Consider the following 23,661-nt stretch of genomic DNA (forward strand, 5'->3'; position numbering starts at 1 on the left):
GGAGTCTTCATGTCCTTGTTGCGTCGCCTGCTGCCGCCCCTGCTCGTCGCCTGCGCCGCGTTCGGCGTCCAGGCCGCCGAATTGCGCCTGATTACCCATTCCTCGTTCGATCTGCCCAAGCCACTGATCGCCGACTTCGAGAAGCGCGCCGGCGTGAAGCTGGTGGTGGTCAAGGCCGGCGACGCCGGCGAGATGCTGAACAAGCTGATCCTGACGCGTGCCAACCCGATCGCCGACGTGGTCTACGGCATCGACAACACGCTGGCGGCCAAGGCGGTCAGGGCCGGCGTGATCGAGGCGGCGCCGTCGGCCCGGACCGCGCACACGCTGCCCGGCGGCCTGGCGGCGATCGACTACGGCGTCGTCACGCTGAATATCGACAAGGCGTGGTTCGCCAGGCACAAGAAAGCGCTGCCCAAAACCCTGGCCGAGCTGGCGACGCCGGCGTACAAGGACCTCGTCGTCGTGCCGAACCCGGCGACCTCGAGCCCCGGGCTCGCCTTCCTCGTCGCCACCGTCGACGCGCTGGGCGAGGAGGGCGCCTTCGCGTGGTGGGCGCGACTGCGCGACAACGGTGTGAAGGTCGCCAAAGGGTGGAGCGAGGCCTACTACACCGACTTCTCGCGCAACGGCGGCGCGCGCCCCATCGTCGTCAGCTACGCGACCAGCCCGGCCGCCGAGGTGTTCTACGCCAAGGAAAAACCGGCGGCGCCGCCGACCGCGACCCTCGCGCTGCCGGGCGGCAGCTTCCTGCAGGTCGAGGGCGCCGCGCCGGTGGCGGGCGGGCGCGAGCCGGCGGCGGCGAAGGCCTTCGTCGCCTGGCTGCAGGGCGCGCCGGTGCAAAAGGCGCTGCAGACGACGATGTGGATGTACCCGGCGGTGCCGGGCACGCCGCTCGACCCGGTGTTTCGCCACGCGCCCGAGCCGGCCGGCGTCAAGCCGGTCGACGCCGGCCGCATCGACGCGAACGCGCCGCGCTGGGTCGCGCGCTGGACGCGCGTGGTGCTCAAGGGCGGCCGTTGATGCTCGCGCGCCGCGCGCTGTGGCTGCCGTCGGCGGCGCTGCTGGCGGCGGGCCTCGTCGCGCCGCTGTTGCGGGTGTTGGCCGAGGGCGCCGGCGGTTTCGACCTCGCGCTGCTGCTCGATCCTTATCTGGGCTGGCGCGTCGCCTGGTCGCTGATCCAGGCGACGGTGACCTGCGCGCTTGCGCTCGTCTTCGGCCTGCCGCTCGCGTGGGCGCTGGCGCGCTTCGACTTCCCGTTGCGCGCCTTCGTGCTGCGCGCGCTGATGCTGCCCTTCGTGATGCCGACGCTGGTCGCCGCGATCGGCGTGCTGGCGCTGTTCGGCCCGCACGGCGTCACCGGGCTGAACCTGCAGGACACGCCGTGGCTCCTGCTGTACGGCAACCTGTTCTACAACTTGCCGCTGGTGGTGCGCGCCGGCGTCGACGGCTTCGCCGCGGTGCCGGCCTCGCAGCTGGCGGCGGCGCGCACGCTCGGCGCCTCGCGCCTGCGCGCGTTCTGGCGCGTCGAGTGGCCGCTGGTGCGGCCGTGGCTCGCGTCGGCGCTGTGCCTGGTGTTCGTCTACTGCTTCGCCGGCTTCGGCCTCGCGCTGCTGCTGGGCGGTCAGCGCTACGCGACGGTCGAGGTCGAGATCTACACGCTGGTCGCCTACGAGCTCAATTTCGCCGACGCCGGCCTGCTGGCGCTGCTCAACCTCGTCGTCAGCTTCGCGGTCGCGCTCGCCTACGCATGGCGCGAGAGGACGCTGGCGGTCGCGCTCAAAGTCGAGCGCTTGGCGCCGCAAAAGCCGCGCACCTTGGCCGAGCGGCTGGCCCTTGCCGCCGCGCTCTCGACGCTGCTCTTTACCAGCTTCGCGCCGCTGGCGGCGGTCGCCGCGTCGGGGCTGTCGGCGGGCTGGGACGTGTGGCGCGGCTTGTGGAGCGAAGAGGGGCGGCTCGCCGCCTTCAACACGCTGCGTTTCACCGCGCTCGCGACGCTGTGCGCCGGCCTGTTCGGCGTCGCGCACGCGCTGGCGGCGCGCCGCTCGCTCGTCTGGCGCGCGGCGGCCAACCTGCCGTTCATCGTCTCGCCGGTGTGCGTCGCCTTCGGCCTCTTGCTGCTGTATCCGGCCTACGCCGCCAGCCTGCCGCTCCTGCTGGCCGCCTACGTGCTGCTGGCCTACCCCTTCGTCGCCAAGAGCCTCGCGGCGGCGCTCGACGCCGAGCCGCCGGAACTGGCGCGCGCGGCGCGCACGCTCGGCGCGAGCCCGTGGCGCGCGTTCCGGCGCGTGCGCTGGCCGCTGCTGCGCCCGGCCTTGTCGCGCGGCCTCGCGTTCGCGGCGGCGACCGCGGTCGGCGAATTCGCGGTCACGCTGTTCCTGTCGCGCCCCGAGTGGCTGACGCTGACGACGTGGATCTACCAACTGCTGGGCCGTCCGGGCTCGGCCAACCTCGCCGCCGCCCAGGCGCTCGCCACCGTGCTGATGGCGCTGTCGCTCGTGGCGTTCTGGCTGATCGAAAGGCAGACCGACCATGCTCGAACTCGTTGACGTCCGTAAGCGTTACGGCGGCCGCGTCGTCGCCGAGGCGGTGTCGCTGGCGCTCGCGCCCGGCGAGCTCGTCGCGCTCTTGGGCCCGTCCGGCTGCGGCAAGAGCACGCTGTTGAACATGGTCGCCGGCCTCGTCGCGCCCGACGCCGGCGAGATCCGCTTCGCCGGCGCGCGCGTCGACGCGCTGCCGCCCGAGCGGCGCGGCTTTGCGCTGATGTTCCAGGACTTCGCGCTGTTCCCGCACCTGGACGTGCTCGACAACGTCGCCTTCGGTCTGGTCGAGCGGCGCGTGCCGCGTGCGGCGGCGCGCGAGCGCGCGAGGCGCGAGCTGGCTGCGGTCGGCCTGGCCGGTTTCGAGACGCGCCGCGTCGCCGCGCTGTCCGGCGGCGAGAAGCAGCGCGTCGCGCTGGCGCGCGCGCTGGCGACCGACCCGCGCCTGCTGCTGCTCGACGAGCCGTTCTCCAGCCTCGACGCTCACCTGAGGGCGAGCCTGCAGGTGGCGACGCGGCAAAGGTTGGCCGAAGCCGGCATCCCGGCGCTCCTGGTCACCCACGACCGCGACGAGGCGCTGGCGATGGCCGACCGAGTCGCGGTGCTCGACGCCGGTCGCGTCGCGCAGCTGTCGCCGGCCGCCGAGCTGATGGCGAAGCCGGCGAACGAGCGCGTCGCGCGCTTTCTGGGGCTCGCCAACGTCACCGGCCTCGGCTACTGGCCGCAGGCGGCGCTGCGGCTCGGCAGCGGGGGCGACGCGCGGGTGCTCGCCGCGACGCCGCGCGCCGGCGGGCTGACGCTGGAGCTCGCGCTGCCCGAGGGGCGTTTCGTGCTCGAATTGTCGGCGCGCGAGGCGGCGGCGTTGGCCGAGCCGCCGACGGTCGGCGCGCGCGTGCCGGTGACGCTCGACGCGGCGGCCTTTTGCCGTTTCGGGGCGGGCGCATGAGCCGCCAGCTGCAGCTGATCCTGTTGTGGATCTTCATCCAGGCGACCTTCGCCGGCTGGATGCTGAGCAGCCGGCTCGACGCGCTCGAGCTGCAGTTCGAGCAGGACGCGCGTATCGCGCACCGGCTGCTGAGCCAGGAGGCGGTCGAACTCGACGCGGTGCTCAACACGCTGGTCGCCGCGCGACCGCCGGCCGACACCGACGCGGCGCTGGGCACGCTCGCGCACAAGCTGACCGCGGTCTACCCGCAGATCGTCGACGTCGCCTTCTTCCTGCCGGCGCGCGGCTGGCGGCGCGCCGGCGGTGCGGCGACGCCGGGCGCGCTCGACACCGCCTACGCGCGCAGCCAGACGTTGTCGCGCAGCGTGATGACGCGGATGGCCGGCGCGCCGGTGCGCTACTGGCTGGTGCGCACCCGCGACGACGGCGCCGCCTACGCGCTGTGGCTGGAGCCGGCGCGTTTCGTCGCGCGCGCCGAGTGGCCGAAAACGCTCGCGCCGGTGCTGCTGCGCGACGGGCGCGACACCCTTGCGCTGGTGGCGCCGGGCGCCGACTCGCGCTTCGCGGTGCGGCTGGTCGACACGCGCAACCTCGCCAGCGTCAGCCAGCCGCTGGTGGTGCAGGCCGAGACGCGCATCCTGCCGGCGCAACTGCCGTGGGCGCCGGCGGCGAGCCTGGCGCTGGCGACCGGTTTCATCCTGTGGGGGCTGAACGCCTTCCTCGACCAGCGCGAGACGGTGCGCCGCGCGAGGCGGCAGGCGCGCTTCGTGCAGGTCGCGCGGCTGAACACGCTGGGAGAGATGGCCGCCGGCATGGCGCACGAGCTGAACCAGCCCTTGACCTCCATCCTCGCCAACTGCCAGGCCTCGCTACGCATGCTCGACGACGACGAGCCGGACGCGGCGCTGATCCGCGAGGCGCTGTCGCTGTCGGTCGCGCAGGCCAAGCGCGCCGGCGAAATCATCACGCGGCTGCGCGGCGACGTGCTGCGCCCGCGCGAGGCGCGTCGCACCCAGCTCTTGCCGCTGGCGCAGGTGGTCGACGAGACGGTCTTCCTCGTCGAGCCCGAGTGCCGCGCGCGCGAGGTGCGGGTCAAGTTCGCGCGCCGCGACGACAGCCTTTGCGTGCGCGCCGACCGCGTCGCGCTCGAGCAGGTGATCCACAACCTGCTCTCGAACGCGATTGAGGCGATGCGCGACACGCCGCCCGAGCGCCGGCTGATCGAGCTGACGGTGCTGCCGCGCGGCAAGGAAGCGGTGCTCACCGTCACCGACCGCGGCCCGGGCATCCCGCCCGAGGTGCTGCCGCGGCTGTTCGAACCTTTCTTCACCACGCGCCAGACCGGCATGGGTCTGGGCTTGTCGATCTGCGAGACGCTGATCGGCGAAATGGGCGGCGTGATCGCCGCCGACAACCGAGCCGTCGGCGGCGCGCGCTTCGTCGTGACGCTGCCGCGCGGCGACACCAAGGACAAGCGCCAACATGGACCACTCCCCGATCATCTATCTGGTTGACGACGACGACGCGGTGCGCCAGAGCCTGAGCCTCTTGATCCGCACCGTCGGCCTCAGGGCCGAGGTCTTCGCACGACCGGACGACTTTCTCGCCGCCTACGACGCCAACGCCATCGGCTGCGTGGTGCTCGACATCCGCATGCCCGGCATGAGCGGCTTCGAGGTGCTCGAGCGCCTCGCCGAGGCGCGCGTCACGCATCCGGTGGTGATGGTTACCGGCCACGGTAGCGTCGATTTGTGCCGGCGCGCGTTCAAGACCGGCGCGATGGAGTTCCTGCAAAAGCCGATCGACGACCAGCTCTTCCTCGACACGCTGCAAAAGGCGGTCAAGCAGCACATCGCGACGCGCGAGAAGCAGCGCGTCTCGCACGAGGCGCGCCAGAAGTTCGACCGGCTCTCCGAGCGCGAACGCGAGGTGTTCGCGCTGATGGCCGAGGGCCTGTCGACCAAGCAGATCGCCAAGGAGCTCGGCCTGTCGCCGCGCACCGTCGAGACCCACCGCGCCCACCTGTTCGCCAAGCTCGAGGTCGAGTCGCTGGTCCAGCTGATCCGCGTTTATTGCGGTTTGTTATCGGAAGAATAAGACCGCTGCGGCCGTGCAGGCCTTATGCTCGTCCCGTCCGTAGCAATACGGATGCGCGAGCGTAGCCGAACGGATAGGCGCCGTCGGCGCCGACGACTACGCTACACGGAAGACGAGAGGGGCAAGCCCAATGCACAAGATCCTGATGACCGCAGCGCTGTTGTCCGCCGCCGTGGCCGCGCACGCCGAGGTACGCAGCGAGAAGAACATGTCGGCCGCGCTCGCGCAGACGCTGGCGACCGATACCGTCGCCGCCTGCCGCGACAAGGGCTACGCGGTGACCGCGACGGTGGTCGACCGCGCCGGCCAGGTCCGCGCGGTGCTGCGCGGCGACAACGCCGGTCCGCACACGCTCGAGGCCAGCCTCCGGAAAGCCTATACCGCCGCGTCGGCCAAGAGCGCGACGTCGGCGATGATGGAAAACGCCCAGAAGAACCCGGGCGCGCAGAATCTGACCGACATTCCCGGTTTCCTGCTGCTCGGCGGCGGCCTGCCGGTGAAGGTCGGCAACGAGGTGATCGGCGCGATCGGCGTCGGCGGCGCCCCGGGCGGCCACCTCGACGAGCAGTGCGCGCAGGCCGCGCTCGACAAGGCCCGCGCCGCGCTCAAGTAAATCCCGAACCCCGCGCAGTCGGTGTGATTACCGACGGTTTTTCCTGCCCCGGCAACCCCGGGGCATTTTTTTTGTCCGAAGCGGGAGGGGGCCCGGTCGCGCCGGCGAAAAACCCTGGCGCCGCCGGCTTTTCTTCGACGATCAGGCCCGTTACCATCTGGCCCTTCATTTCGCCAGAATCCGTATCCAGCAGGAAAACATCATGCAACAGCAATCCGCCGCCGCGCCGAACGCGCCGCTGGTCCGCCATGTCGCCCGCTGCAAGCTGCCCACGCAGTGGGGCGAATTCACCATGCACGGCTTCGAGGAAGTCGGCACCGGCAAGGAGCACGTCGCGCTGACGATGGGCGATTTCCACGACGGCGAGCCGGCGCTGGTGCGCCTGCACTCCGAGTGCCTGACCGGCGACGCGCTGTTCTCGCTGCGTTGCGACTGCGGCTTCCAACTGGCCGCCGCGCTCGACGCGATCGCCAGGGAAGGCCGCGGCGCCTTGCTGTATCTGCGCCAGGAGGGCCGCGGTATCGGCCTGATCAACAAGATCCGCGCCTACCGGTTGCAGGACGGCGGCGCCGACACCGTCGAGGCCAACGAGCAGCTCGGCTTCCCGGCCGACGCGCGCGACTTCCGCATCGCGCACGACATGTTGGCCGAGCTCAGGATCGGCAAGGTGCGCGTGATGACCAACAACCCGCGCAAGATCGACACGCTGCGCCGCGTCGGTATCGAGGTGGTCGAGCGCGTGCCGCTCGAGGTCGGGCGCAACCCGCACAACGACAAGTACCTCGACACCAAGGCCGAGAAGCTCGGCCACCTGTTCGGTCTGTAGATCGGGGCCGGATTCCGGCCGCAGACGACGCCCGGCCCGGGCGTTTTCGCGCACGGGTCCGGATGCCGCATGCCCGCGCGGGCGGGGCGTTCGTCCCGTAACCCATGCGAGTGGGGTCGTGTCGTCGCGTGCGTGAAAGCCGGTGGAGCGTGGCCGGCACGTTGGCCGAGCCGCCGGCGGGCAAGGCGGCCGCCGCATGCGGACATGAAAAAACCCGGGGCCTAGGCCCCGGGTTTTGTCTGGTGGAGGTAAGCGGGATCGAACCGCTGACCTCTTGCATGCCATGCAAGCGCTCTCCCAGCTGAGCTATACCCCCAGAAATCGGCTGACGACCCGCCTGCGGCGTTGTCGTTCGAGAGGACGGCACTATAACCCGACCGCATCGCCGCGTCAATGCCCCGTGTGCGCATCGTCGCGCCGCTCGGCCGCGGGCCCGTCGCGGGGAATCACCGGCGTTGCTGCGATCGAACGGGGCGACGCCAGGGAGGGCTCCCTGTCCCGCGACGCACGGTTCGTCGGACGCCGAAGGCGCCGGCGGGGGCGGGTAGGCCGCGGTCCGGCGCCGCTAGAGGAAGGTTTCGAGCGGCCTGACCGCCCAGTGGCCGGTGTAGTTGGCCTTGCGCTGCGCGACTTCGAGCAGCTTGTGCACGCTGATCACGTCGCCGGCGGCGATGTCGCCGTAAGCTTCGACGACCACCACCGCGTAGCGGTAGCCGTCGGCCAAGAGTTCGCGTGCGTGCGGCGCGTCGAGCACGATCTTGTCGGAGTGTTTTCCCACGGGGCGGTCCTGGAGCGGATAAGGCTGGGTCGGGCCGACATTATGCGGTGCCGCGGCGCCAGCGAAAAGCGCCCGGCCAGGGCCGTGGCGTCAGGGAAAGGCTGGTATGGTCGGCTCGGTTCCTTCGAGGTGGGCCTCGGGGTGGATTTTCTTCAGCAACTGCTCGATCGCCTCGACCTGGTCGTGCGGCACGTCGACCATCAGCAGGATCTTGCCGGCGTCGATCGCCGGGCGGAAGGGCTTGAGCCGGCTGTTGGGCACCGAGCTGCCTATCATGCTCGCCGCCCACGCGCCGAACAGCGCGCCGAACAGGCAGGTGACCAGCACGATGCCCCCCCACGGCAGGCCGCTGTCGGACAGGATGAAAAAGGCGGCCGCGAAGCCGGTGAACAACCCCGTCATGCCGCCGACCGCCAGCCCCATCTCGGCGCCGTGCACGATGTCGGACTCCTGCAGCAGGTTGGCGCGGTGTAGCGTCGACAGGTCGCTGCCCTCGCGGGCGAGAAAGTGGATGTGTTTTTCCTCGATACGCGCGAGCAACAGGTCATTCATGACCCGCTTGGCGCTGTCGAGGTCGGGTATCAGGTAGTAGATCCGTTTGCGCATGTCCGCCTCCAGTGGGGCCGTTGACGAACTCGGGACAACAGGCGTTTTCCCGTAAGCCTATGTATATACCCCGGCTGCCGGAGCTTCAAACCCGGTCGGCGGTTTACACGTTTGGGTTGAAAATTTTGCAAAAACAAGGAGATATGCTTGGTTTTTTGCGGTGCGGCGTTGCGCTGCCGTGTCCGTTGCAGACGGTGTGCTAAGTTGAGAAAACGAAGCCGGAATCGCCGCGAAGCATCGCGGTCCCCTGGGGGGCGGCGCGGGCATCGGAGGGGGCGGCAGCCGTGGCAATCGCAATCGTCTTGATCGTCATCGTGATCGCCGCGCTCGCCTTCCACGCGCTGAGCCCGTGGTGGCTGACCCCGCTCGCGTCCAACTGGGGGTTGATCGACGACACGCTGACGGTCACGTTGCTGATCACGGGCGCCGTCTTCGTCGCGGTCAACCTGTTCATCGCCGTCGCGGTCATCCGCTATCGTCACCGGCACGGGCGGCGCGCCGCCTACGAGCCGGAAAACCGCAAGCTAGAGCATGGCCTGACCTGGCTGACCGCCGTCGGCATCGTCGCGATGCTGGCACCCGGCCTCGTCGTCTACGCCGAGCTGATCTCGCCGCCGAAAGATGCCCTGGTGGTCGAGGTCGTCGGGCAGCAGTGGCAGTGGGCCTATCGCTTCCCCGGCGAGGACGGCCGGCTGGGCACGTCGGCGATGCGTTTCGTCGGCGCCGACAACCCGCTCGGTCTGAATCCGGCCGACCCCGCAGGACGCGACGACGCGCTGGCGGTGGGGCCGGAGCTGCACCTGCCGCTCGGCCGGCCGGTGCGGGTCTTGCTGCGCTCCAAGGACGTGCTGCACAACTTTTTCGTGCCACCCATCCGCACCCGGATGGACATGGTGCCGGGCATGGTCACCGAGTTCTGGTTCACGCCTACCCGCGCCGGCCGTTTCGACATCCTGTGCGCCGAGTTGTGCGGCGTCGGCCACTACAATATGCGCGGCGTGATGGTGGTCGAGCCGCAGGCCGACTTCGAGCGCTGGCTCGCCGGCCTGCCGCGCTTTGCCGCCGCCCGGCAGGTGGCCGCGACGCCGCCGGGAGGCGATCTGGCCGCGCGCGGACGCGGCATCGCCCAGGCGCGTGGCTGCTTCGGTTGCCACAGCGTCGACGGCGCGGCGAGCGTCGGGCCGGGCTGGCGCGGCCTGTTCGGCCACGAGGTCGAGCTGGCCGACGGCAGCCGCCTGAAGGCGGACGCTGCCTATATCGCCGAGTCGATCCGCGCGCCGGCGGCCAAGCTGGTCAAGGGTTATCCGCCGATCATGCCCCCTTACGCGCTAGACGACGGCGAGGTTGCGGCGATCGCCGCCTACATCGCCTCGCTCGACGGCGCGGCGGACGGGACTCGCTAGGGAGGCCGCGATGCACGACAGCCACGACGCGCCGCACGGTTTCTGGACCCGCTACGTGTTCAGCCAGGACCACAAGGTGATCGCCATCCAGTACACGGTCACCGCGCTCGCCGTCGGCCTCGTCGGTCTGGTGCTGTCCAATCTGATGCGGCTGCAGCTCGGCTTTCCCGGCCACTTCGACTTCATCGACGCCAACCGCTACTACCAGTCGCTTACCCAGCACGGCATGATCATGGTGGTCTACCTGCTGACCGCGATCTTGCTCGGCGGCTTCGGCAACTACCTGATCCCGCTGATGATAGGCGCGCGCGACATGGTGTTCCCCTTCCTGAACATGCTGTCCTACTGGGTCTACCTGGTCGCGGTGCTGGTGCTGCTGGCAAGCTTCGTCGTGCCGGGCGGCCCGACCGGCGCGGGCTGGACCCTCTATCCGCCGCAGTCCATCCTGCCCGGCACGCCGGGCGCCGACTGGGGCATCATCCTGATGCTGGTGTCGCTGCTGATCTTCATCGTCGCGGCGACCATGGGCGGGCTCAACTATGTGACCACGGTGCTGCAGGCGCGCGCCGAGGGCATGACGCTGTTCCGCCTGCCGCTGACGGTGTGGGGCATCTTCATGGCGACCATCCTGGCGCTGTTCGCCTTCCCGGCGCTGTTCGTCAGCGGGGTGATGCTGCTGTTCGACAAGGTGCTCGGCACCAGCTTCTTCATGCCGGCCATCGTGTCGATGGGTCAGCCGCTCGCCTACGAGGGCGGCAGCCCGCTGCTGTTCCAGCACCTCTTTTGGTTCTTCGGCCATCCCGAGGTCTACATCGTCGCGCTGCCGGCCTTCGGCATCGTGTCGGACCTGATCAGCACGCACGCGAGGAAGAACATCTTCGGCTACCGGATGATGGTGTGGGCCATCGTCGCGATCGGCGTCCTGAGCGTCGTGGTGTGGGCGCACCACATGTTCGTCAGCGGCATGAACCCGGCTTTCGGCTTTTTCTTCGCGGTGACCACGCTGATCATCGCGGTGCCGACAGCGATCAAGGTCTACAACTGGCTCTTGACGCTATGGCGCGGCGACATCCATCTGACGGTGCCGATGCTGTTCGCGCTCGGCTTCATCAGCATGTTCGCGATCGGCGGGCTGACCGGCCTTTTCCTCGGCAACGTCAGCGTCGACATCCCGCTGTCCGACACCTACTTCGTCGTCGCGCACTTCCACATGGTGATGGGCGTCGCGCCCATCCTGGTGATCTTCGGCGGCATCTACCACTGGTTTCCCAAGGTCAGCGGCCGGATGATGAACGACACGCTCGGCCGCTGGCACTTCTGGCTGACCTTCGTCGGCGCCTACGCGATCTTCTTCCCGATGCACTACCTCGGCTTTCTCGGCATGCCGCGGCGCTATTACGCCTACGAGAACTACGCCTTTATTCCCGAGTCGGCGCACACGCTGAACGCCTTCATCACGGTCGCGGCGCTCGTGGTCGCCGCGGCGCAGCTGCTGTTCCTGTTCAACCTGGCCTGGAGCGCCCGGCGCGGTCGGCTGGCCTCGGCCAACCCCTGGGGCGCGACGACGCTCGAGTGGCAGACGCCCGACACGCCGCCCGGTCACGGCAACTGGGGGGCGCAGGTGCCGGTGGTGCACCGCTGGGCCTACGAGTTCAGTCCACCCGGACAGGCGCGCGACTTCGTGCCGCAGAACGCGCCGCCCGACGCGCCGGTTGAATGAGGAGGGCCGCGATGGAAGCGTCTATCGACCTGGCAAGGCCGGCGCGGCCGGCGACGGCGCGCGTCGCGGTATGGCTGTTGCTCGGCGTCGTGTTCGTGCTGTTCGTGCTCTGCCTGCTCGCCTACGCGATGCGCATGCGCCTGGGGGACTGGCGCGCGCTGCCATTGCCGTGGCAGCTGAACGTCTCCACCGCTATGCTGATTCTGAGTAGCGCCTCGCTGCAGTGGGCGAGTGTGGCGGCACGGCGCGGCGGGCGGTGCGCAAGAGGCGCGCTGTTTGCCGCCTTCGTGTTCGCCGCGGCCTTCCTCGCCGCGCAGGCCTGGGCGTGGCAGGCGCTGGTGGCGCAAGGCCGGCTTGCCTCGGCCAACCCTTCCAACGGCTTCTTCTTCCTGCTGACCGGCCTGCACGCCCTGCACGTGCTCGGCGGCATCGTCGCGCTGCTGCTTGCCGGTCGGCGGGGTGAGCGGCTTGGCCTGTGCGCGCTCTACTGGCACGGTTTGCTGGCGGTGTGGTTGCTGCTTTACGCGACGATGGCCTGGCTGACGCCCGCCATCGTCGACTTCATCTGCGGCGTAGCCTGAACAGGCAGCCGCGCGGGAGGTGGACGAGATGGCGCACGAGAGCTCGGACAGTCCATTGGGCACGACGGCGTGGCGGGACTTCGTCGCCGACTGGTCGGCCGACCGGGTCGCGTTCAGGGTGCCGTGGGGCAAGGCGATGATGTGGCTGTTCCTCGTCAGCGACACCTTCGTGTTCAGCTGTTTTCTCGTCGCCTACATGACGGTGCGCACCTCGACGCCGGTGGCGTGGCCGAACGCCAGCGAGGTGTTCGCGCTGACGATAGGCGGCGTCGAGCTGCCGCTGATCCTGATCGCGATCATGACCTTCGTGCTGATCAGCAGCAGCGGCACGATGGCGATGGCGGTGCGCGCCGCCGCGCTCGGCCGGCGGCGCGAGGCCGGTATGCTGGTGTTGCTCACCGCCGCGCTCGGCGCGTCCTTCGTCGGCATGCAGGCTTTCGAATGGAGCAAGCTGATCGTCGAGGAAGGCATCCGTCCGTGGGGCAACCCGCTCGGCGCGCCGCAGTTTGGCGCGGCCTTCTTCACCATCACCGGTTTTCACGGCCTGCACGTGTCGGCGGGCGTGCTCTACCTGCTCGTCGTCGCGATCCGGCTGCTGACGCGGGGCGCGGCGGCGGCCGACGGCGGGCAGGGCGTCGAGATCGCCGGACTCTACTGGCACTTCGTCGACCTCGTCTGGGTGTTCATCTTCGCGTTTTTCTATCTGTGGTGAGGGAGGGGCGATGGACGCGCTATCCCCGTCGGCGGGCGGCCACGGCCAGCAGCACCCGATCGGCGTCTACCTGAAGGTGTGGGGGCTGCTGTTCGTGCTCAGCACGCTCTCTTACCTGGTCGACTATTTCCACGTCGGCGGCGTGCTGCGCTGGGCCTTGATCGTCGCCTTCATGCTCGCCAAGGCGGGGTTGATCGTCGCGGTCTTCATGCACATGAGATGGGAGCGGCGCGCGCTCCTGGTGGCGGTGCTGCTGCCGCCGCTATGCCTTCTGGTGTTGGCCGGTCTGATGTGGGCCGAAGCCGAGCACACGCGGCAGACGCGCAACGTCTACTTCGTCGCCGAGTCGGGCGCTGCCGGGCATGGGGCGGCGGACAAGGCGGACGGCGCGGCGCGATGAGCGCGCCGGCGGGGATGGCGGATGCGAAAAAGCCAGCGCATGCGCTGGCTTTTTCGTTGAAGTTGGCGTCCCCACGGGGAATCGAACCCCGGCTACCGCCGTGAAAGGGCGGTGTTCTAACCGCTAAACTATAGGGACTGATTGTGGCGCACCCGGAGCGATTCGAACGCCCGACCCTCTGGTTCGTAGCCAGATACTCTATCCAACTGAGCTACGGGTGCGCTGGCGTCCCCACGGGGATTCGAACCCCGGTACCTACCGTGAAAGGGTAGTGTCCTAGGCCTCTAGACGATGGGGACGTCGTGCTTCTCTTTCGAGAAACGGTGGTGGAGCTAAGCGGGATCGAACCGCTGACCTCTTGCATGCCATGCAAGCGCTCTCCCAGCTGAGCTATAGCCCCACGAAACTTGTTGGCGTCCCCACGGGGATTCGAACCCCGGTACCTACCGTGAAAGGGTAGTGTCCTAGGCCTCTAGACGATGGGGACACGTCAAAACTTACTTCACCGCGCCAGGCTTCGTCACTGCCTGCCGCGTCAAATCCGGTGGTGGAGGTAAGCGGGATCGAACCGCTGACCTCTTGCATGCCATGCAAGCGCTCTCCCAGCTGAGCTATACCCCCACGGGCATTTGCGTTACGGTCTGTTTCGCAAGTGGAGGCGGATTATAGGGAGCGATTTCGGGCTTGTAAAGGGGGTTTTGCAAAAAATATGAAGGCCGGCTCGGTTATAATGGCCGGCTTCGGGTTTTGGGGTTTTGACGATGGGCGTCGGCCATTACGAGAACTTCCCGGTCGGCTCGCTCGCCTTGCCGCGCCGGTTGCGCCGTCCGGTGCACGCGATCTACCGCTTCGCGCGCACCGCCGACGACATCGCCGACGAGGGCGACGCGACGACGGAGCAAAGGTTGGCCGAGCTTTCCGCCCTGTCGGCCGAGCTCGACCGCATCGGACGGGGCGAGGTGCCGCAGACCGCGCTGATGCGCGAGCTGGCCGATGCGATCGCCGCGCACCGGCTGCCGCTGCAGCCCTTTTACGATCTGCTGTCGGCGTTCCGCCAGGACGTGGTGAAGACGCGCTACGCGAACTTCGCCGAGCTGGTCGACTACTGCCGCCGCTCGGCCAACCCGGTCGGCCGGCTGATGCTGGCGCTTTACGGCGAGACCGATCCGAAGAGCGTCGCGATGAGCGACGGCATCTGCACCGCCTTGCAGCTGATCAACTTCTGGCAGGACGTCGCGATCGACTGGAAGAAGGGGCGCGTCTACCTGCCGCAGGACGACCTGGCCAAATTCCGCATCCGCGAGGAGCAGATCGCCGCCGGCGATACCGGCGGGCTGTGGCGCGCGCTGATGCTGAAAGAGATCGAGCGCGCCCGCGCGATGCTGGCCGCCGGCGCGCCGCTGGGGCGCAAGCTCAAGGGCCGCATCGGCTTCGAACTGCGCATGATCGTGCTCGGCGGCGAGCGCATCCTGAAAAAACTGCACGAATCGGGCGGCGACGTGTTCGGCCAACGCCCCGTGCTCACCTGGCGCGACTGGGGCTACATCGTGTGGCGCGCCGTGCGGGCGAAATAGGCGCGGTCCGACGCAACCGCAACAAGAGACAAGGAGTGGCGCGTGACGCCAGACGAGTACTGCGAGGACAAGGCCGCCCGGAGCGGCTCCAGTTTCTATTACAGCTTCCGCTTCCTGCCCGAGCCGCAGCGGCGCGCGCTGACCGCGCTGTACGCGTATTGCCGCGAGGTTGACGACGTCGTCGACGAGTGCAAGGACGAGGCGGTGGCGCGCGCCAAGCTCGCCTGGTGGCGGCTGGAATTGTCGAGGCTTTACACCGGTAGCCCCAACCATCCGGTGACGCGCGCGCTGGCGCCGCATATCGAGGCTTTCGACCTGCCCGAGGCGTGGTTCCTCGAGATCGTCGACGGCATGGAGATGGACCTCGACTACGCGCGCTACGCGAGCTTTGCCGACCTCTTGCTGTACTGCCACCGCGTCGCCGGCGTGGTCGGCCAGCTGTCGGCGCAGATCTTCGGCTACAGCGACCGCCAGACGCTCAAGTACGCGCACGAGCTCGGCATCGCCTTCCAGCTGACCAACATCATCCGCGACGTCGGCGAGGACGCGCGCCGCGGCCGCATCTACCTGCCGGTCGACGAGCTCGAGCGCTTCAACGTGCCGGCCGCCGACATCCAGCACTACCGCGAGACCGACGCGTTCAAGGCGCTGATGGCGTTCCAGATCGAGCGCGCCGAGGACTACTACCGGCGCGCGTGGGAGCTGCTGCCGGCGGTGGACCGCAAGCCGCAGAAGGTCGGCCTCGTGATGGCGGCGATTTACCGCGCGACCCTGGCCGAGATCAAGCTCGACGGCCCGGCCAAGGTGCTCAACCAGCGCCTGTCGCTGACGCCGCTGCGCAAATTGTGGCTCGCCTGGAAGACGGCGACCTTCGGCTACAAGGCGTGAGCCGGCCGCGTGTCGCCGTGATCGGCGCCGGCTGGGCGGGGCTGGCCGCCGCGGTCGAGCTCGCGCCGCTGGCCGAGCTGACGGTGTTCGAGGCCGGTCGCGTCGCGGGGGGCAGGGCGCGCGCCGTCGACGCCGACGGCGTCGCGCTCGACAACGGCCAGCACATCCTGATCGGCGCCTACCGCGAATGCCTGCGCTTGATGCGCGCGGTCGGCATCGACCCGGACGCGGTCTTGCTGCGCCTGCCGCTGCAGTGGCGGCAGGCCGACGGCGTCGCGATGCGCTGCCCGGGCCTGCCGGCGCCGTGGCACCTGGCGGCGGGGCTGGCGTTCGCGCGCGGCTGGCGCTGGCGCGACAAGCTCGCGCTCGCGCTCGCCTTGTCGTCGCTCAAGAAAGACAACTGGCGGGTGGACGACGCGCTGACCGTCGCCGAGTGGCTGGCCGCGCTCGGCCAACCCGCGCGGCTCATCGACACCTTCTGGCGGCCGCTGGTGCTCTCCGGCATGAACACGCCGCTGGCGCGCGCGTCGATGGCAGCCTGCGCGGCGATGCTGCGCGACAGCCTCGGCGCCAGCCGCGCCGACGGCGAGCTGCTGCTGCCCCGAACCGACCTCTCCCGCCTGTTCCCGACGCCGGCGTTGCGCTGGCTGGCGGAGCGGGGCGCGACGCTCCGGCTCGGTCGGCGCGTCGGCCGGCTCGACGCGCGAGCCGGCGGCGTGACGGTCGACGGCGAGGCGTTCGACGCGGCGGTGCTGGCGGTCGCGCCCTACCACGCGGTGAAGCTGACCGTGCCCTTGCCGTGGCACGACGAGGTCAAGCGTTGGCGTTTCGAGCCGATATACACCGTATACCTGCGTTTCGCGCGCGCGCCGCGCCTGCCGTCCCCGATCACCGGGCTGGCGCGCGGCACCGCGCACTGGCTGTTCGACAAGGGCGCGCTGACCGGCGACGCCGGCTGGCTTGCCGCCGTGGTCAGCGCGGCCGGCGAGTTGGCCGAGGCCGCGCACGGCGAGGTCGTCGCGCGCGTGCTGGCCGACCTGCGCGGCGTCGACCCGACGCTCGGCCAACCCTTGCAGGCGCGCGTGATCGCCGAAAAGCGCGCCACCTTCGCCGCCGAGCCCGGCCGGTGCCGCCCGGACGTGCGGCTCGCGATACAATACGCTTACCTGGCCGGAGACTGGATGCATCCGGAGTACCCGGCCACGCTGGAAGGCGCGGTGCAAAGCGGCGTGACCGCCGCCCGCGCCCTGATCGACGACTTGGGCTTAAGTGCATGAACGATAAAGAATTTGGCGCGAACCGGCTCGACGGCCGCGTGATCCTCGTCACCGGCGCGACGCAGGGCGTCGGCCGCGCGGCGGCGCTCGACTTCGCCCGCCGCGGCGCGACCGTGGTGCTCTTGGCGCGCAGCCAGCGCAATCTCGAGGCGGTGTACGACGCAATCGTCGCCGCCGGCGGCCCCGAGCCGGTGGCGATCGCGCTCGACCTGTTGACCGCCAGCGACGACGAATTCATGAACCTCGCGATGCAGATCAAGCAGACGCTGGGGCGTCTGGACGGCATCCTGCACTCGGCCAACCATTTCTACGCGGCGTCGCCGCTGGTCGACCAGCGCATCGACGAGTGGATGAATCAGTACCGCATCAACACCGTCGCGCCGTTCGCGCTGACGCGCGCCTGCCTGCCGCTGTTGAAGGCGGCGCCGGACGCGTCGGTGCTGTTCGTCGGCGAGACGCACGGCCTGAAGGCCGGCCCGTTCTGGGGCGCGTTCGGCGCGTCCAAGGCCGGCCTCGTCTACCTGACGCAGGTGGCCGCCAACGAGTGGGACGGGTGGCCGAACCTGCGCGTGAACCTGCTGGTGCCGGGCCCGATCGATTCGCCGTTGCGCACGCGTACCCACCCGGGCGAGGCCCGGAGCGAGCGCGGCGCGATCGCCGACCTGCTGCCGCACCTGGCGCACTGGCTCGGGCCGGAAAGCGCCGGGCAAAGCGGCCGGATCGTCGAACTGGACCTGCGCCCGCGGCGGGACTGACGGGCGCGGCGTGCGAGAAGCGTTAAGGAGGCGACATGCGTTACGCACTGTGGTGGCCGCTGCTGGGCCTCTTGGCCGGCTGTAACTGGTTCAACAACGTCACCGGCCTCAGCCACGAGGCCAACAAGGCGATCGGCGCCGCCTGCCGCCAGACCGGTCGCTCGCTCGAGGCTTGCTACCAGTTGAACCCGGACGCCGACAAGGCGCAGATCTACGCCGGCTGGCGCGAAATGCACGAATACATGGAAAAGCACAAGCTCGAGACGATGGCGCCCGCCGCGCCGCCGCCCGCGGTCAAGGACGCGGCTTCGGCGCCGCCCAGCAAGCCGGCGCCGTCGGCCGCGCCGCGTGCGCCGCTGAGCGACGAGGCCGCCGACAAGGCGGCGCAGACCGACCCGCAGGTCGAAGCGGTGCTGTCGGCGATCCGCGCCAAGACGCGCGCGCCGGACGGCGACGCGAGCGAGCAGGGCCGCCTGCTGAACCTGATCAACGAGCTGAACGACGCGCCGGCGGCCGCCAGGGCCGCGGCCAGCAGCTGACGCCATGGCCAGGATCAAGACCGTCTACAGCTGCGGCGAGTGCGGTGGGCAGAGCCCGAAGTGGCAAGGCCAGTGCCCGCACTGCGGCGCGTGGAACACGCTGACCGAGACCACGGTCGCGCCGCCCTCGGCCAACTCGCGCTTCCAGACCTGGACCGCCGCCGCCAGCCCGGTGCAACGGCTGTCCGAGGTGCAGGCGGAGGAGCTGCCGCGCACGCCGTCCGGCATCGACGAGCTCGACCGCGTGCTCGGCGGCGGCATCGTGCGGGGCGCGGTGATCCTGCTCGGCGGCGACCCGGGCATCGGCAAGTCGACGCTGCTGTTGCAGGCGCTCTCCAGCCTCGGCGCGACGAAGAAGGTGCTCTACGTGTCGGGCGAGGAGTCGCCGCAGCAGATCGCGCTGCGCGCGAGCCGGCTGGCGGTCGACCCGGGCCGCGTGCACCTGTTGGCCGAGATCCGCATGGAGGCGATCCTCGCCACCTTGCAGGCCGAGGCGCCCGAGGTGGCGGTGATCGACTCGATCCAGACGCTGTACACCGAGGCGGTGACTTCGGCGCCCGGCTCGGTCAGCCAGGTGCGCGAGTGCGCGGCGCAACTGACGCGCGTCGCCAAGCAGAGCGGCACGACCATCCTGCTGGTCGGCCACGTCACCAAGGAAGGCGCGATCGCCGGCCCGCGCGTGCTCGAACACATCGTCGACACCGTGCTCTACTTCGAGGGCGACGCGCATTCGAGCTACCGGATGGTCCGCGCGATCAAGAACCGCTTCGGCGCCGCCAACGAGCTGGGCGTGTTCGCGATGACCGAGCGCGGCCTCAAGGGCGTGTCCAACCCGTCGGCGATCTTCCTGTCCTCCTACCGCGACGACGTGCCCGGTTCCTGCGTGCTGGTCACGCAGGAGGGCTCGCGGCCGCTGTTGGTCGAGGTGCAGGCGCTGGTCGACGACGCGCACGGCTTCCAGCCCAAGCGGCTGGCGGTCGGGCTCGAACAGAACCGGCTGGCGATGCTGATGGCGGTGCTGCACCGCCACGCCGGCGTCGCGGTGTTCGACCAGGACGTGTTCCTCAACGCGGTCGGCGGCGTCAAGATCGGCGAGCCGGCGGCCGACCTGGCGGTGGTGCTGGCGATGGTGTCGTCGCTGCGCGACCAGCCCCTGCCGGACAAGCTGGTGGTGTTCGGCGAGATCGGCCTGTCCGGCGAGGTGCGCCCGGTCGCGCGCGGCCAGGAAAGGCTCAAGGAGGCGGCCAAGCTCGGCTTCACGCGCGCGATCGTGCCTGCCGCCAACCGGCCGCGCCAGCCGATCGACGGCATGGAAGTGATCGCCGTCGAAAGGTTGGCCGAGGCGGTCGACTACTGCCGCGGCTAGCGTCTGCAGCCTGGCGGCATCGTGCAAACGCCGGGCACGCCCGGGCGCGGGGAGGGGGCATGGCGACACCGGAGATGATCGAGGCCGAGCGCGACTACCTGCTGCGCTACGCGCTCGCCCAGTTGCGCGACCGCGCGGCCGCCGAGGAGGTGGTGCAGGAGACGCTGCTGGCGGCGCTCGAATCGCTGGCGAGCTTCAAGGGCGCGTCAAGTCTGCGCACCTGGCTGACTTCGATCCTGCGCCACAAGCTGCTCGACGCCTTGCGCGCGAAAAAGCGCGACGAGCGCTTCGAGCCCTTGCCGGACGAGATCGACGACGCGGACTTCGACGGCCTGTTCGACGCCCGTGGCCGCTGGCGCGAGCCGGTCAGGGCCTGGGGCCGGCCGGAGGAGGCGCTGATCGCGCGCGAATTCTGGACGGTGTTCGAGCGCTGCTCGCAGGCGATGCCGCGTCGCACCGCGATGGTGTTCGTGATGCGCGAGCTGATGGGGCTGGAGATCGCCGACATCTGTCAGCAGATGGAGATCAGCGCGACCCACTGTTCGGTGCTGCTGTACCGCGCGCGCATGAGCTTGCGCGAGTGCTTTTCGACGCGTTGGCCGGGAGGGGAGGTGCGATGATCATCCATTGCCGCGCGGCGAGCCGGCTGATTTCCGCCGCGCTCGACCGCCCGCTCACCGTGCGGGAGGCGTGCCAGCTGCGCTTTCACCTGCTGCTGTGCCGCGACTGCCGCGCCTTTTCGCGCCAGCTGGGGCTGATCCGGCGCGCCGCGCGCCGCGCCGGCAACGGCGAGTCCTGAGCGCTGCATTCGACCGCGGCCATTTTCAAACTGACAACGACGTTGGCCGAGCCCTCGATGAGGCTCGGCCAACGTCGTTTGCGCGTCGCGGCGCCTATTTGCGGTTTTTCCGCTTCGCCGCGGCCGCGTTCGGGCAGCTCGCGCAGCGCACGCCGTCGCCGAGGCCGCAGCCTTCGAGCGACTGTTTCAACGCACACACCGAGCGGCGGCAGGCGATGAAGCGGATGTTCTCGGCGTTGGCCAGCTCGCGAAAGTGCTTCATCACGTTGTGGCCGAGGAAGTCGGTGAACAGGATCAACAGGTCGGTACCCGCCGGCAGGCGGTCGACCTTGCGCTGATGCGAGCTGTTGCGCCCGGTCAGGTGACGATGGATGTCGATGCCGAAGCCGTTCAGCACGTCGGGGATGTTGCCGAGTTGATCGGCGCCAACCAGCATGGCTTTCATGGGCTGCTCCTGGTGAGATCGGTGCTAAGTGATATCAATGATAATTACTATCATTTGCATCGACAAGCGTCGTGACGCGCGCTACGGCAAAATCTCATGACAAGAGGCTTGAAAAGCCACAGCGTACGCACCCAGGCCAGGCCTTTGATAAGCAAACGGCCTTTTGCCCGTCTGCTCGGGCGATGAAGTGGGTGCGGGGAGGGGCGCGGAGGAGCTCAGGGCAGGCGGGTGACGCGCAGCCGGAAGGCGCGCTCGAGGCGCTCGTGCGTGGCCCCGGCGCCGAACAGTGCGACCGCGCCGCCGTCGCGTGCGGCGCCGACGCCGCCGAGCAAGATCCACTCGCCGAGCCGGCCCTCGACGGTGGTCGCCAGCCGCGCGCGTTCCTGCGAGCGGCCGCGGAAGGCGTCGTCGCGGGTCGCGATGTCGACCCGCACGCGGTCGCCGCCGATGAGGCGCGGCCGTACGTGAAAGCCGCGGATTGCGTCGCGGTACTCGACGCCGCCGACCGGGCCGTGCGGGCCGTACAGCCGCCACGGCATCGGCCGGCTGTCGCCGATCGCGATATAGCCGCTGCGGTTGTCGAGCAGGCGCAGCGTCTGGCGGCTTGCGGTGCGACGGTCGCGGCCTTCGGCGCGCAGGTCGACGCCGCTGTCGTCGCCGGAGCCGGTGGCGCTGCCGCTGCGTCGGCCGCCCCAGTCTATGCTGGCCGCACCGCCGGCGCGGCGGCTGTCGGTCTCGACCTCGACCAGCAGCGAGGCCGGCCGCACGTCGAGCGTCGCGACCAGGCGGCGCAGCTCGGCGGCGCGCGCCGGCGGCACGTCGACGATCAGCTTGTCGTCGAGCGCGCTGGCCGTTTCGCCCGGCCGCAGGTGCGGCGCGAGCGCGTCGGCGACGTCCTGCGCGTCGCGCCACGACAGCGCGATCACCTCGATCGCCTGTGCGGCCTGGCCGAGCGTCAGCGCGATCAGCGCAGCGGCCAGCGTCGCTCGTCGGGATGGTCTCATGTCCACTCCTTGCCGGCGCGCCAGATCGACCATATCAGCCACAGGCTGTTGAAGAAGGCGACCATGAAGCCGAGAAAGCCGAAGAAGGGCAGGCCGAACAGCTTGGGACCGGCGTCGACCGTCATCACGATCGACGAGCCGATGATCAGGCAGCCGGTGACGATGCCCATCGTCAACCGGTTGGCGCTCTTGTCGAGCTGATGGCCGAACTGGTCGAGGCGCTTGAGGTCGAGGTTGACGCGGAACTTGCCGTGCCGTACGTCCTTGCCGATGCGGATCAGGTCGCGCGGCAGCGAGGCGAGCATCGACACCGTCTCGGCCAGCGTGTGCTTGCCGCGCTGCAGCAGCGCCTTCGGGTGGTAGCGCGCGACCATCAGTTCGCGCACGAAGGGGGTGATGTGGTCGACCAGCTGGAAGTTCGGGTCGAGCTGGCGGCCCAGCCCTTCTAGCGTGATCAGCGCCTTGAACAGCAGCGTCAACTCCGACGGCAGCACGATCGAGTGCTCGCGCACCAGCGCCATGATGTCGTTGATCAGCTGGCTGAGGTTGAGGTTTTTCAGCGGCACGTGCTCGTAGGCGAACATCAGCTCGCCGATGTCGTAGGCGAACTTCTGCTCGTCGACCGGGCTCGTGCCGGTCCATTCGATCAGTACGTCGAGCATCGCGCGCTCGTCGCGGTCGGCCAGCGCCGCCAACAGGTCGACGATCTCGTCGCGCCGCGCGTGGCTCAAACGGCCGACCATGCCGAAGTCGATGAAGGCGAGCCGGTTCTCGGGCAGGAAGAACACGTTGCCCGGGTGCGGGTCGGCGTGGAAGAAGCCGTTGACGAGGATCATGCGCAGCACCGCGTCGGCGCCGCGTTGTGCCAGCCGCACCGGGTCGAGCCCGGCGGCGCGGGCCTCGCCCTGCTGGGTCGCCGGCAGGCCGTCGATATAGTCCTGCACGTTGATCGCCGCGTTGGTGCAGGCCCAGTAGACGCGCGGTACGGTGATGTCGGGGTCGCCGGCGAAGTCGCGGCCGAAGCGCTCCATATTGCGCGCCTCGACCGCGAGGTCGAGCTCGCGCCGCAGCGAGCGGGTGAACTGCTCGACGATCTCGGTCGGCTGGTAGCGGCGGCTGTCGGGGAATTCGAGCTCGACCAGGTGCGCGATGTGGCTGAGGATGCGCAGGTCGGCCTCGACCTTGTCGACGATGCCGGGGCGGCGCAGCTTGACCGCGACCACGGTGCCGTCGAGCAGCTCGGCGCGGTGCACCTGCGCGATCGACGCCGAGCCGATCGGTGCGGCGTCGAAACGGCGAAAGACCGCCTCGACGGGTTGGCCGAGCGCGCCGGTCAGCAGGCGCGGGACGTCGCCCGGCGGAATCGGCGGCACGCGGCTTTGTAGCTTTTCGAATTCGGCGATCCACTCCGGGCCGAAGACGTCGACGCGCGTCGACAGGATCTGGCCGAGCTTGATGAAGGTCGGGCCGAGTTCTTCGAAGGCGAGCCGGACGCGCACCGGCGTCGGCAGCGCCGCCTCGGCTTCCGAAGGCTGCGCCAGGTGCAGCCATTCGCCGGCCTTCTCCAGCGCGCGCGGCAGGCCGAGCCGCTGGGTGAACTCGCCCAGGCCGTGGCGGATCAGGATGCCGCTGATTTCCTTCAGTCGCGGCAGGTCGCGCATGGCGATCAGGGTTTCGCGGAGCATGGAGGATTCCGTCGCCAGTCATTCCGTCTATCGCCCCGCGGGCGCGGGGTCTGACAGCAGCATAACACGCCGGCTTGTCGGCTTTACACGCCTAGCCTCGTTCGTTA

At 69.6% G+C, this 23,661-nt stretch carries 25 protein-coding genes and 7 tRNA genes; 20 read left to right on the forward strand and 12 right to left on the reverse strand.

What is annotated here, in order from left to right; translation table 11 throughout:
* The first annotated feature begins 9 nt into the window (after positions 1-9).
* The 7 genes from EV683_RS11435 to ribA all read left to right on the forward strand — a co-directional run bounded on the left by EV683_RS11435 (position 10) and on the right by ribA (position 7,022).
* Complete coding sequence (locus EV683_RS11435) at positions 10-1,023, forward strand: thiamine ABC transporter substrate-binding protein (RefSeq protein WP_131862858.1); 1,014 nt, start codon at positions 10-12, stop codon at positions 1,021-1,023.
* Complete coding sequence (locus tag EV683_RS11440; RefSeq protein WP_066609416.1) at positions 1,023-2,549, forward strand: ABC transporter permease; 1,527 nt, start codon at positions 1,023-1,025, stop codon at positions 2,547-2,549. The genes EV683_RS11435 and EV683_RS11440 overlap by 1 nt, the downstream gene beginning before the upstream one ends.
* Positions 2,533-3,486 carry an ABC transporter ATP-binding protein gene (locus EV683_RS11445; protein ID WP_131862859.1) on the forward strand — a complete coding sequence of 318 codons (954 nt, stop codon included), beginning with the start codon at positions 2,533-2,535 and terminating at the stop codon, positions 3,484-3,486. The genes EV683_RS11440 and EV683_RS11445 overlap by 17 nt, the downstream gene beginning before the upstream one ends.
* Positions 3,483-5,000 carry a sensor histidine kinase gene (locus tag EV683_RS11450; RefSeq protein WP_066609414.1) on the forward strand — a complete coding sequence of 506 codons (1,518 nt, stop codon included), beginning with the start codon at positions 3,483-3,485 and terminating at the stop codon, positions 4,998-5,000. The genes EV683_RS11445 and EV683_RS11450 overlap by 4 nt, the downstream gene beginning before the upstream one ends.
* Positions 4,969-5,583, forward strand: coding sequence for a response regulator transcription factor (locus EV683_RS11455; protein WP_066609413.1), 615 nt, complete (start codon positions 4,969-4,971; stop codon positions 5,581-5,583). Before EV683_RS11450 ends, EV683_RS11455 begins: the two co-directional genes overlap by 32 nt.
* 130 nt (positions 5,584-5,713) lie before the next feature.
* A complete protein-coding gene (locus tag EV683_RS11460; RefSeq protein ID WP_131862860.1) occupies positions 5,714-6,196 on the forward strand; it encodes a GlcG/HbpS family heme-binding protein in 483 nt (160 codons plus the stop codon).
* A gap of 202 nt (positions 6,197-6,398) precedes the next feature.
* Complete coding sequence (gene ribA / locus EV683_RS11465; protein WP_066609411.1) at positions 6,399-7,022, forward strand: GTP cyclohydrolase II; 624 nt, start codon at positions 6,399-6,401, stop codon at positions 7,020-7,022.
* A 240-nt stretch (positions 7,023-7,262) separates the two neighbouring features.
* Here ribA and EV683_RS11470 read toward each other — a convergent pair.
* The 3 genes from EV683_RS11470 to EV683_RS11480 all read right to left on the reverse strand — a co-directional run bounded on the left by EV683_RS11470 (position 7,263) and on the right by EV683_RS11480 (position 8,406).
* Positions 7,263-7,338, reverse strand: a tRNA-Ala gene (locus EV683_RS11470).
* 249 nt (positions 7,339-7,587) lie between these two features.
* Positions 7,588-7,800 (reverse strand): hypothetical protein, encoded by a 213-nt coding sequence (locus EV683_RS11475; protein WP_066609410.1) that lies wholly within the window; start codon positions 7,798-7,800, stop codon positions 7,588-7,590.
* Positions 7,801-7,890: 90 nt separating this feature from the next.
* Entirely contained in the window at positions 7,891-8,406 is a 516-nt protein-coding gene (locus EV683_RS11480; protein ID WP_131862861.1) for a DUF1269 domain-containing protein, read from the reverse strand.
* A 284-nt stretch (positions 8,407-8,690) separates the two neighbouring features.
* Here EV683_RS11480 and EV683_RS11485 point away from each other — a divergent pair, with 284 nt between their 5' ends.
* The 5 genes from EV683_RS11485 to EV683_RS11505 are packed head-to-tail and all read left to right on the forward strand — an operon-like array spanning position 8,691 to position 13,222.
* Entirely contained in the window at positions 8,691-9,809 is a 1,119-nt protein-coding gene (locus tag EV683_RS11485; RefSeq protein ID WP_131862862.1) for a cytochrome c oxidase subunit II, read from the forward strand.
* 10 nt (positions 9,810-9,819) lie between these two features.
* A complete protein-coding gene (gene ctaD, locus EV683_RS11490; protein ID WP_131862863.1) occupies positions 9,820-11,529 on the forward strand; it encodes a cytochrome c oxidase subunit I in 1,710 nt (569 codons plus the stop codon).
* A gap of 11 nt (positions 11,530-11,540) precedes the next feature.
* Positions 11,541-12,110, forward strand: a complete 570-nt coding sequence (locus EV683_RS11495) for a cytochrome c oxidase subunit 3 family protein (RefSeq protein ID WP_131862864.1) — start codon at positions 11,541-11,543, stop codon at positions 12,108-12,110.
* A 28-nt stretch (positions 12,111-12,138) separates the two neighbouring features.
* Entirely contained in the window at positions 12,139-12,822 is a 684-nt protein-coding gene (locus tag EV683_RS11500; protein WP_131862865.1) for a heme-copper oxidase subunit III family protein, read from the forward strand.
* Positions 12,823-12,832: 10 nt separating this feature from the next.
* Positions 12,833-13,222 carry a cytochrome C oxidase subunit IV family protein gene (locus EV683_RS11505; RefSeq protein WP_131862866.1) on the forward strand — a complete coding sequence of 130 codons (390 nt, stop codon included), beginning with the start codon at positions 12,833-12,835 and terminating at the stop codon, positions 13,220-13,222.
* Between the two features lie 63 nt (positions 13,223-13,285).
* On the opposite strand, the gene EV683_RS11510 is transcribed toward EV683_RS11505, so the two are convergent.
* From EV683_RS11510 to EV683_RS11535, 6 genes are all read right to left on the reverse strand, one after another.
* Positions 13,286-13,360 (reverse strand) — tRNA-Glu (locus EV683_RS11510).
* Between the two features lie 6 nt (positions 13,361-13,366).
* Positions 13,367-13,443 (reverse strand) — tRNA-Arg (locus EV683_RS11515).
* 2 nt (positions 13,444-13,445) lie between these two features.
* Positions 13,446-13,521: transfer RNA gene (locus EV683_RS11520), tRNA-Glu, on the reverse strand.
* A gap of 25 nt (positions 13,522-13,546) precedes the next feature.
* Positions 13,547-13,622 (reverse strand) — tRNA-Ala (locus EV683_RS11525).
* An 11-nt stretch (positions 13,623-13,633) separates the two neighbouring features.
* Positions 13,634-13,709: transfer RNA gene (locus EV683_RS11530), tRNA-Glu, on the reverse strand.
* A 58-nt stretch (positions 13,710-13,767) separates the two neighbouring features.
* A tRNA-Ala gene (locus EV683_RS11535) sits at positions 13,768-13,843 on the reverse strand.
* Between the two features lie 140 nt (positions 13,844-13,983).
* Between EV683_RS11535 and hpnC the strand changes: the two genes are divergently transcribed.
* The 8 genes from hpnC to EV683_RS11575 are packed head-to-tail and all read left to right on the forward strand — an operon-like array spanning position 13,984 to position 20,420.
* Positions 13,984-14,796 carry a squalene synthase HpnC gene (gene hpnC / locus EV683_RS11540; protein WP_131862867.1) on the forward strand — a complete coding sequence of 271 codons (813 nt, stop codon included), beginning with the start codon at positions 13,984-13,986 and terminating at the stop codon, positions 14,794-14,796.
* Positions 14,797-14,838: 42 nt separating this feature from the next.
* Positions 14,839-15,684 carry a presqualene diphosphate synthase HpnD gene (gene hpnD / locus EV683_RS11545; RefSeq protein ID WP_131862868.1) on the forward strand — a complete coding sequence of 282 codons (846 nt, stop codon included), beginning with the start codon at positions 14,839-14,841 and terminating at the stop codon, positions 15,682-15,684.
* Positions 15,681-16,961 carry a hydroxysqualene dehydroxylase HpnE gene (hpnE, locus tag EV683_RS11550; RefSeq protein ID WP_131862869.1) on the forward strand — a complete coding sequence of 427 codons (1,281 nt, stop codon included), beginning with the start codon at positions 15,681-15,683 and terminating at the stop codon, positions 16,959-16,961. The genes hpnD and hpnE overlap by 4 nt, the downstream gene beginning before the upstream one ends.
* Positions 16,958-17,716 (forward strand): SDR family oxidoreductase, encoded by a 759-nt coding sequence (locus tag EV683_RS11555; RefSeq protein WP_131862870.1) that lies wholly within the window; start codon positions 16,958-16,960, stop codon positions 17,714-17,716. Before hpnE ends, EV683_RS11555 begins: the two co-directional genes overlap by 4 nt.
* A 35-nt stretch (positions 17,717-17,751) precedes the next feature.
* Positions 17,752-18,255: a hypothetical protein gene (locus EV683_RS11560; protein WP_066609399.1), complete on the forward strand. Its 504-nt coding sequence runs from the start codon at positions 17,752-17,754 to the stop codon at positions 18,253-18,255.
* Between the two features lie 4 nt (positions 18,256-18,259).
* On the forward strand, positions 18,260-19,621 hold the full coding sequence (gene radA, locus EV683_RS11565) for a DNA repair protein RadA (RefSeq protein ID WP_131862871.1): 1,362 nt from the start codon (positions 18,260-18,262) through the stop codon (positions 19,619-19,621).
* 59 nt (positions 19,622-19,680) lie between these two features.
* The gene (locus EV683_RS11570; RefSeq protein WP_066609397.1) at positions 19,681-20,241 is read left to right on the forward strand and encodes a sigma-70 family RNA polymerase sigma factor; all 561 of its coding nucleotides are present in this window, start codon (positions 19,681-19,683) and stop codon (positions 20,239-20,241) included.
* Positions 20,238-20,420 (forward strand): zf-HC2 domain-containing protein, encoded by a 183-nt coding sequence (locus EV683_RS11575; RefSeq protein WP_066609396.1) that lies wholly within the window; start codon positions 20,238-20,240, stop codon positions 20,418-20,420. Before EV683_RS11570 ends, EV683_RS11575 begins: the two co-directional genes overlap by 4 nt.
* A 94-nt stretch (positions 20,421-20,514) precedes the next feature.
* On the opposite strand, the gene EV683_RS11580 is transcribed toward EV683_RS11575, so the two are convergent.
* The 3 genes from EV683_RS11580 to EV683_RS11590 all read right to left on the reverse strand — a co-directional run bounded on the left by EV683_RS11580 (position 20,515) and on the right by EV683_RS11590 (position 23,554).
* The gene (locus EV683_RS11580) at positions 20,515-20,865 is read right to left on the reverse strand and encodes a DUF2325 domain-containing protein (RefSeq protein ID WP_131862872.1); all 351 of its coding nucleotides are present in this window, start codon (positions 20,863-20,865) and stop codon (positions 20,515-20,517) included.
* 215 nt (positions 20,866-21,080) lie between these two features.
* Entirely contained in the window at positions 21,081-21,869 is a 789-nt protein-coding gene (locus EV683_RS11585) for a hypothetical protein (protein ID WP_131862873.1), read from the reverse strand.
* On the reverse strand, positions 21,866-23,554 hold the full coding sequence (locus tag EV683_RS11590) for an ABC1 kinase family protein (protein ID WP_131862874.1): 1,689 nt from the start codon (positions 23,552-23,554) through the stop codon (positions 21,866-21,868). Before EV683_RS11590 ends, EV683_RS11585 begins: the two co-directional genes overlap by 4 nt.
* Positions 23,555-23,661 lie beyond the last annotated feature (107 nt).

Source organism: Crenobacter luteus (assembly GCF_004345725.1).
Classification (GTDB): Bacteria; Pseudomonadota; Gammaproteobacteria; order Burkholderiales; family Chromobacteriaceae; genus Crenobacter; species Crenobacter luteus.

What these genes read in the sequence shown, in the direction of transcription:
- EV683_RS11435 (WP_131862858.1), top strand. Translation starts at nt 10, where the DNA reads ATGTCCTTGTTGCGTCGCCTGCTGCCGCCCCTGCTCGTCGCCTGCGCC.
- EV683_RS11440 (WP_066609416.1), top strand. Translation starts at nt 1,023, where the DNA reads ATGCTCGCGCGCCGCGCGCTGTGGCTGCCGTCGGCGGCGCTGCTGGCG.
- EV683_RS11445 (WP_131862859.1), top strand. Translation starts at nt 2,533, where the DNA reads ATGCTCGAACTCGTTGACGTCCGTAAGCGTTACGGCGGCCGCGTCGTC.
- EV683_RS11450 (WP_066609414.1), top strand. Translation starts at nt 3,483, where the DNA reads ATGAGCCGCCAGCTGCAGCTGATCCTGTTGTGGATCTTCATCCAGGCG.
- EV683_RS11455 (WP_066609413.1), top strand. Translation starts at nt 4,969, where the DNA reads ATGGACCACTCCCCGATCATCTATCTGGTTGACGACGACGACGCGGTG.
- EV683_RS11460 (WP_131862860.1), top strand. Translation starts at nt 5,714, where the DNA reads ATGCACAAGATCCTGATGACCGCAGCGCTGTTGTCCGCCGCCGTGGCC.
- ribA (WP_066609411.1), top strand. Translation starts at nt 6,399, where the DNA reads ATGCAACAGCAATCCGCCGCCGCGCCGAACGCGCCGCTGGTCCGCCAT.
- EV683_RS11480 (WP_131862861.1), bottom strand. Translation starts at nt 8,406, where the DNA reads ATGCGCAAACGGATCTACTACCTGATACCCGACCTCGACAGCGCCAAG.
- ctaD (WP_131862863.1), top strand. Translation starts at nt 9,820, where the DNA reads ATGCACGACAGCCACGACGCGCCGCACGGTTTCTGGACCCGCTACGTG.
- EV683_RS11495 (WP_131862864.1), top strand. Translation starts at nt 11,541, where the DNA reads ATGGAAGCGTCTATCGACCTGGCAAGGCCGGCGCGGCCGGCGACGGCG.
- EV683_RS11500 (WP_131862865.1), top strand. Translation starts at nt 12,139, where the DNA reads ATGGCGCACGAGAGCTCGGACAGTCCATTGGGCACGACGGCGTGGCGG.
- EV683_RS11505 (WP_131862866.1), top strand. Translation starts at nt 12,833, where the DNA reads ATGGACGCGCTATCCCCGTCGGCGGGCGGCCACGGCCAGCAGCACCCG.
- hpnC (WP_131862867.1), top strand. Translation starts at nt 13,984, where the DNA reads ATGGGCGTCGGCCATTACGAGAACTTCCCGGTCGGCTCGCTCGCCTTG.
- EV683_RS11555 (WP_131862870.1), top strand. Translation starts at nt 16,958, where the DNA reads ATGAACGATAAAGAATTTGGCGCGAACCGGCTCGACGGCCGCGTGATC.
- EV683_RS11560 (WP_066609399.1), top strand. Translation starts at nt 17,752, where the DNA reads ATGCGTTACGCACTGTGGTGGCCGCTGCTGGGCCTCTTGGCCGGCTGT.
- radA (WP_131862871.1), top strand. Translation starts at nt 18,260, where the DNA reads ATGGCCAGGATCAAGACCGTCTACAGCTGCGGCGAGTGCGGTGGGCAG.
- EV683_RS11570 (WP_066609397.1), top strand. Translation starts at nt 19,681, where the DNA reads ATGGCGACACCGGAGATGATCGAGGCCGAGCGCGACTACCTGCTGCGC.
- EV683_RS11575 (WP_066609396.1), top strand. Translation starts at nt 20,238, where the DNA reads ATGATCATCCATTGCCGCGCGGCGAGCCGGCTGATTTCCGCCGCGCTC.
- EV683_RS11580 (WP_131862872.1), bottom strand. Translation starts at nt 20,865, where the DNA reads ATGAAAGCCATGCTGGTTGGCGCCGATCAACTCGGCAACATCCCCGAC.
- EV683_RS11585 (WP_131862873.1), bottom strand. Translation starts at nt 21,869, where the DNA reads ATGAGACCATCCCGACGAGCGACGCTGGCCGCTGCGCTGATCGCGCTG.
- EV683_RS11590 (WP_131862874.1), bottom strand. Translation starts at nt 23,554, where the DNA reads ATGCTCCGCGAAACCCTGATCGCCATGCGCGACCTGCCGCGACTGAAG.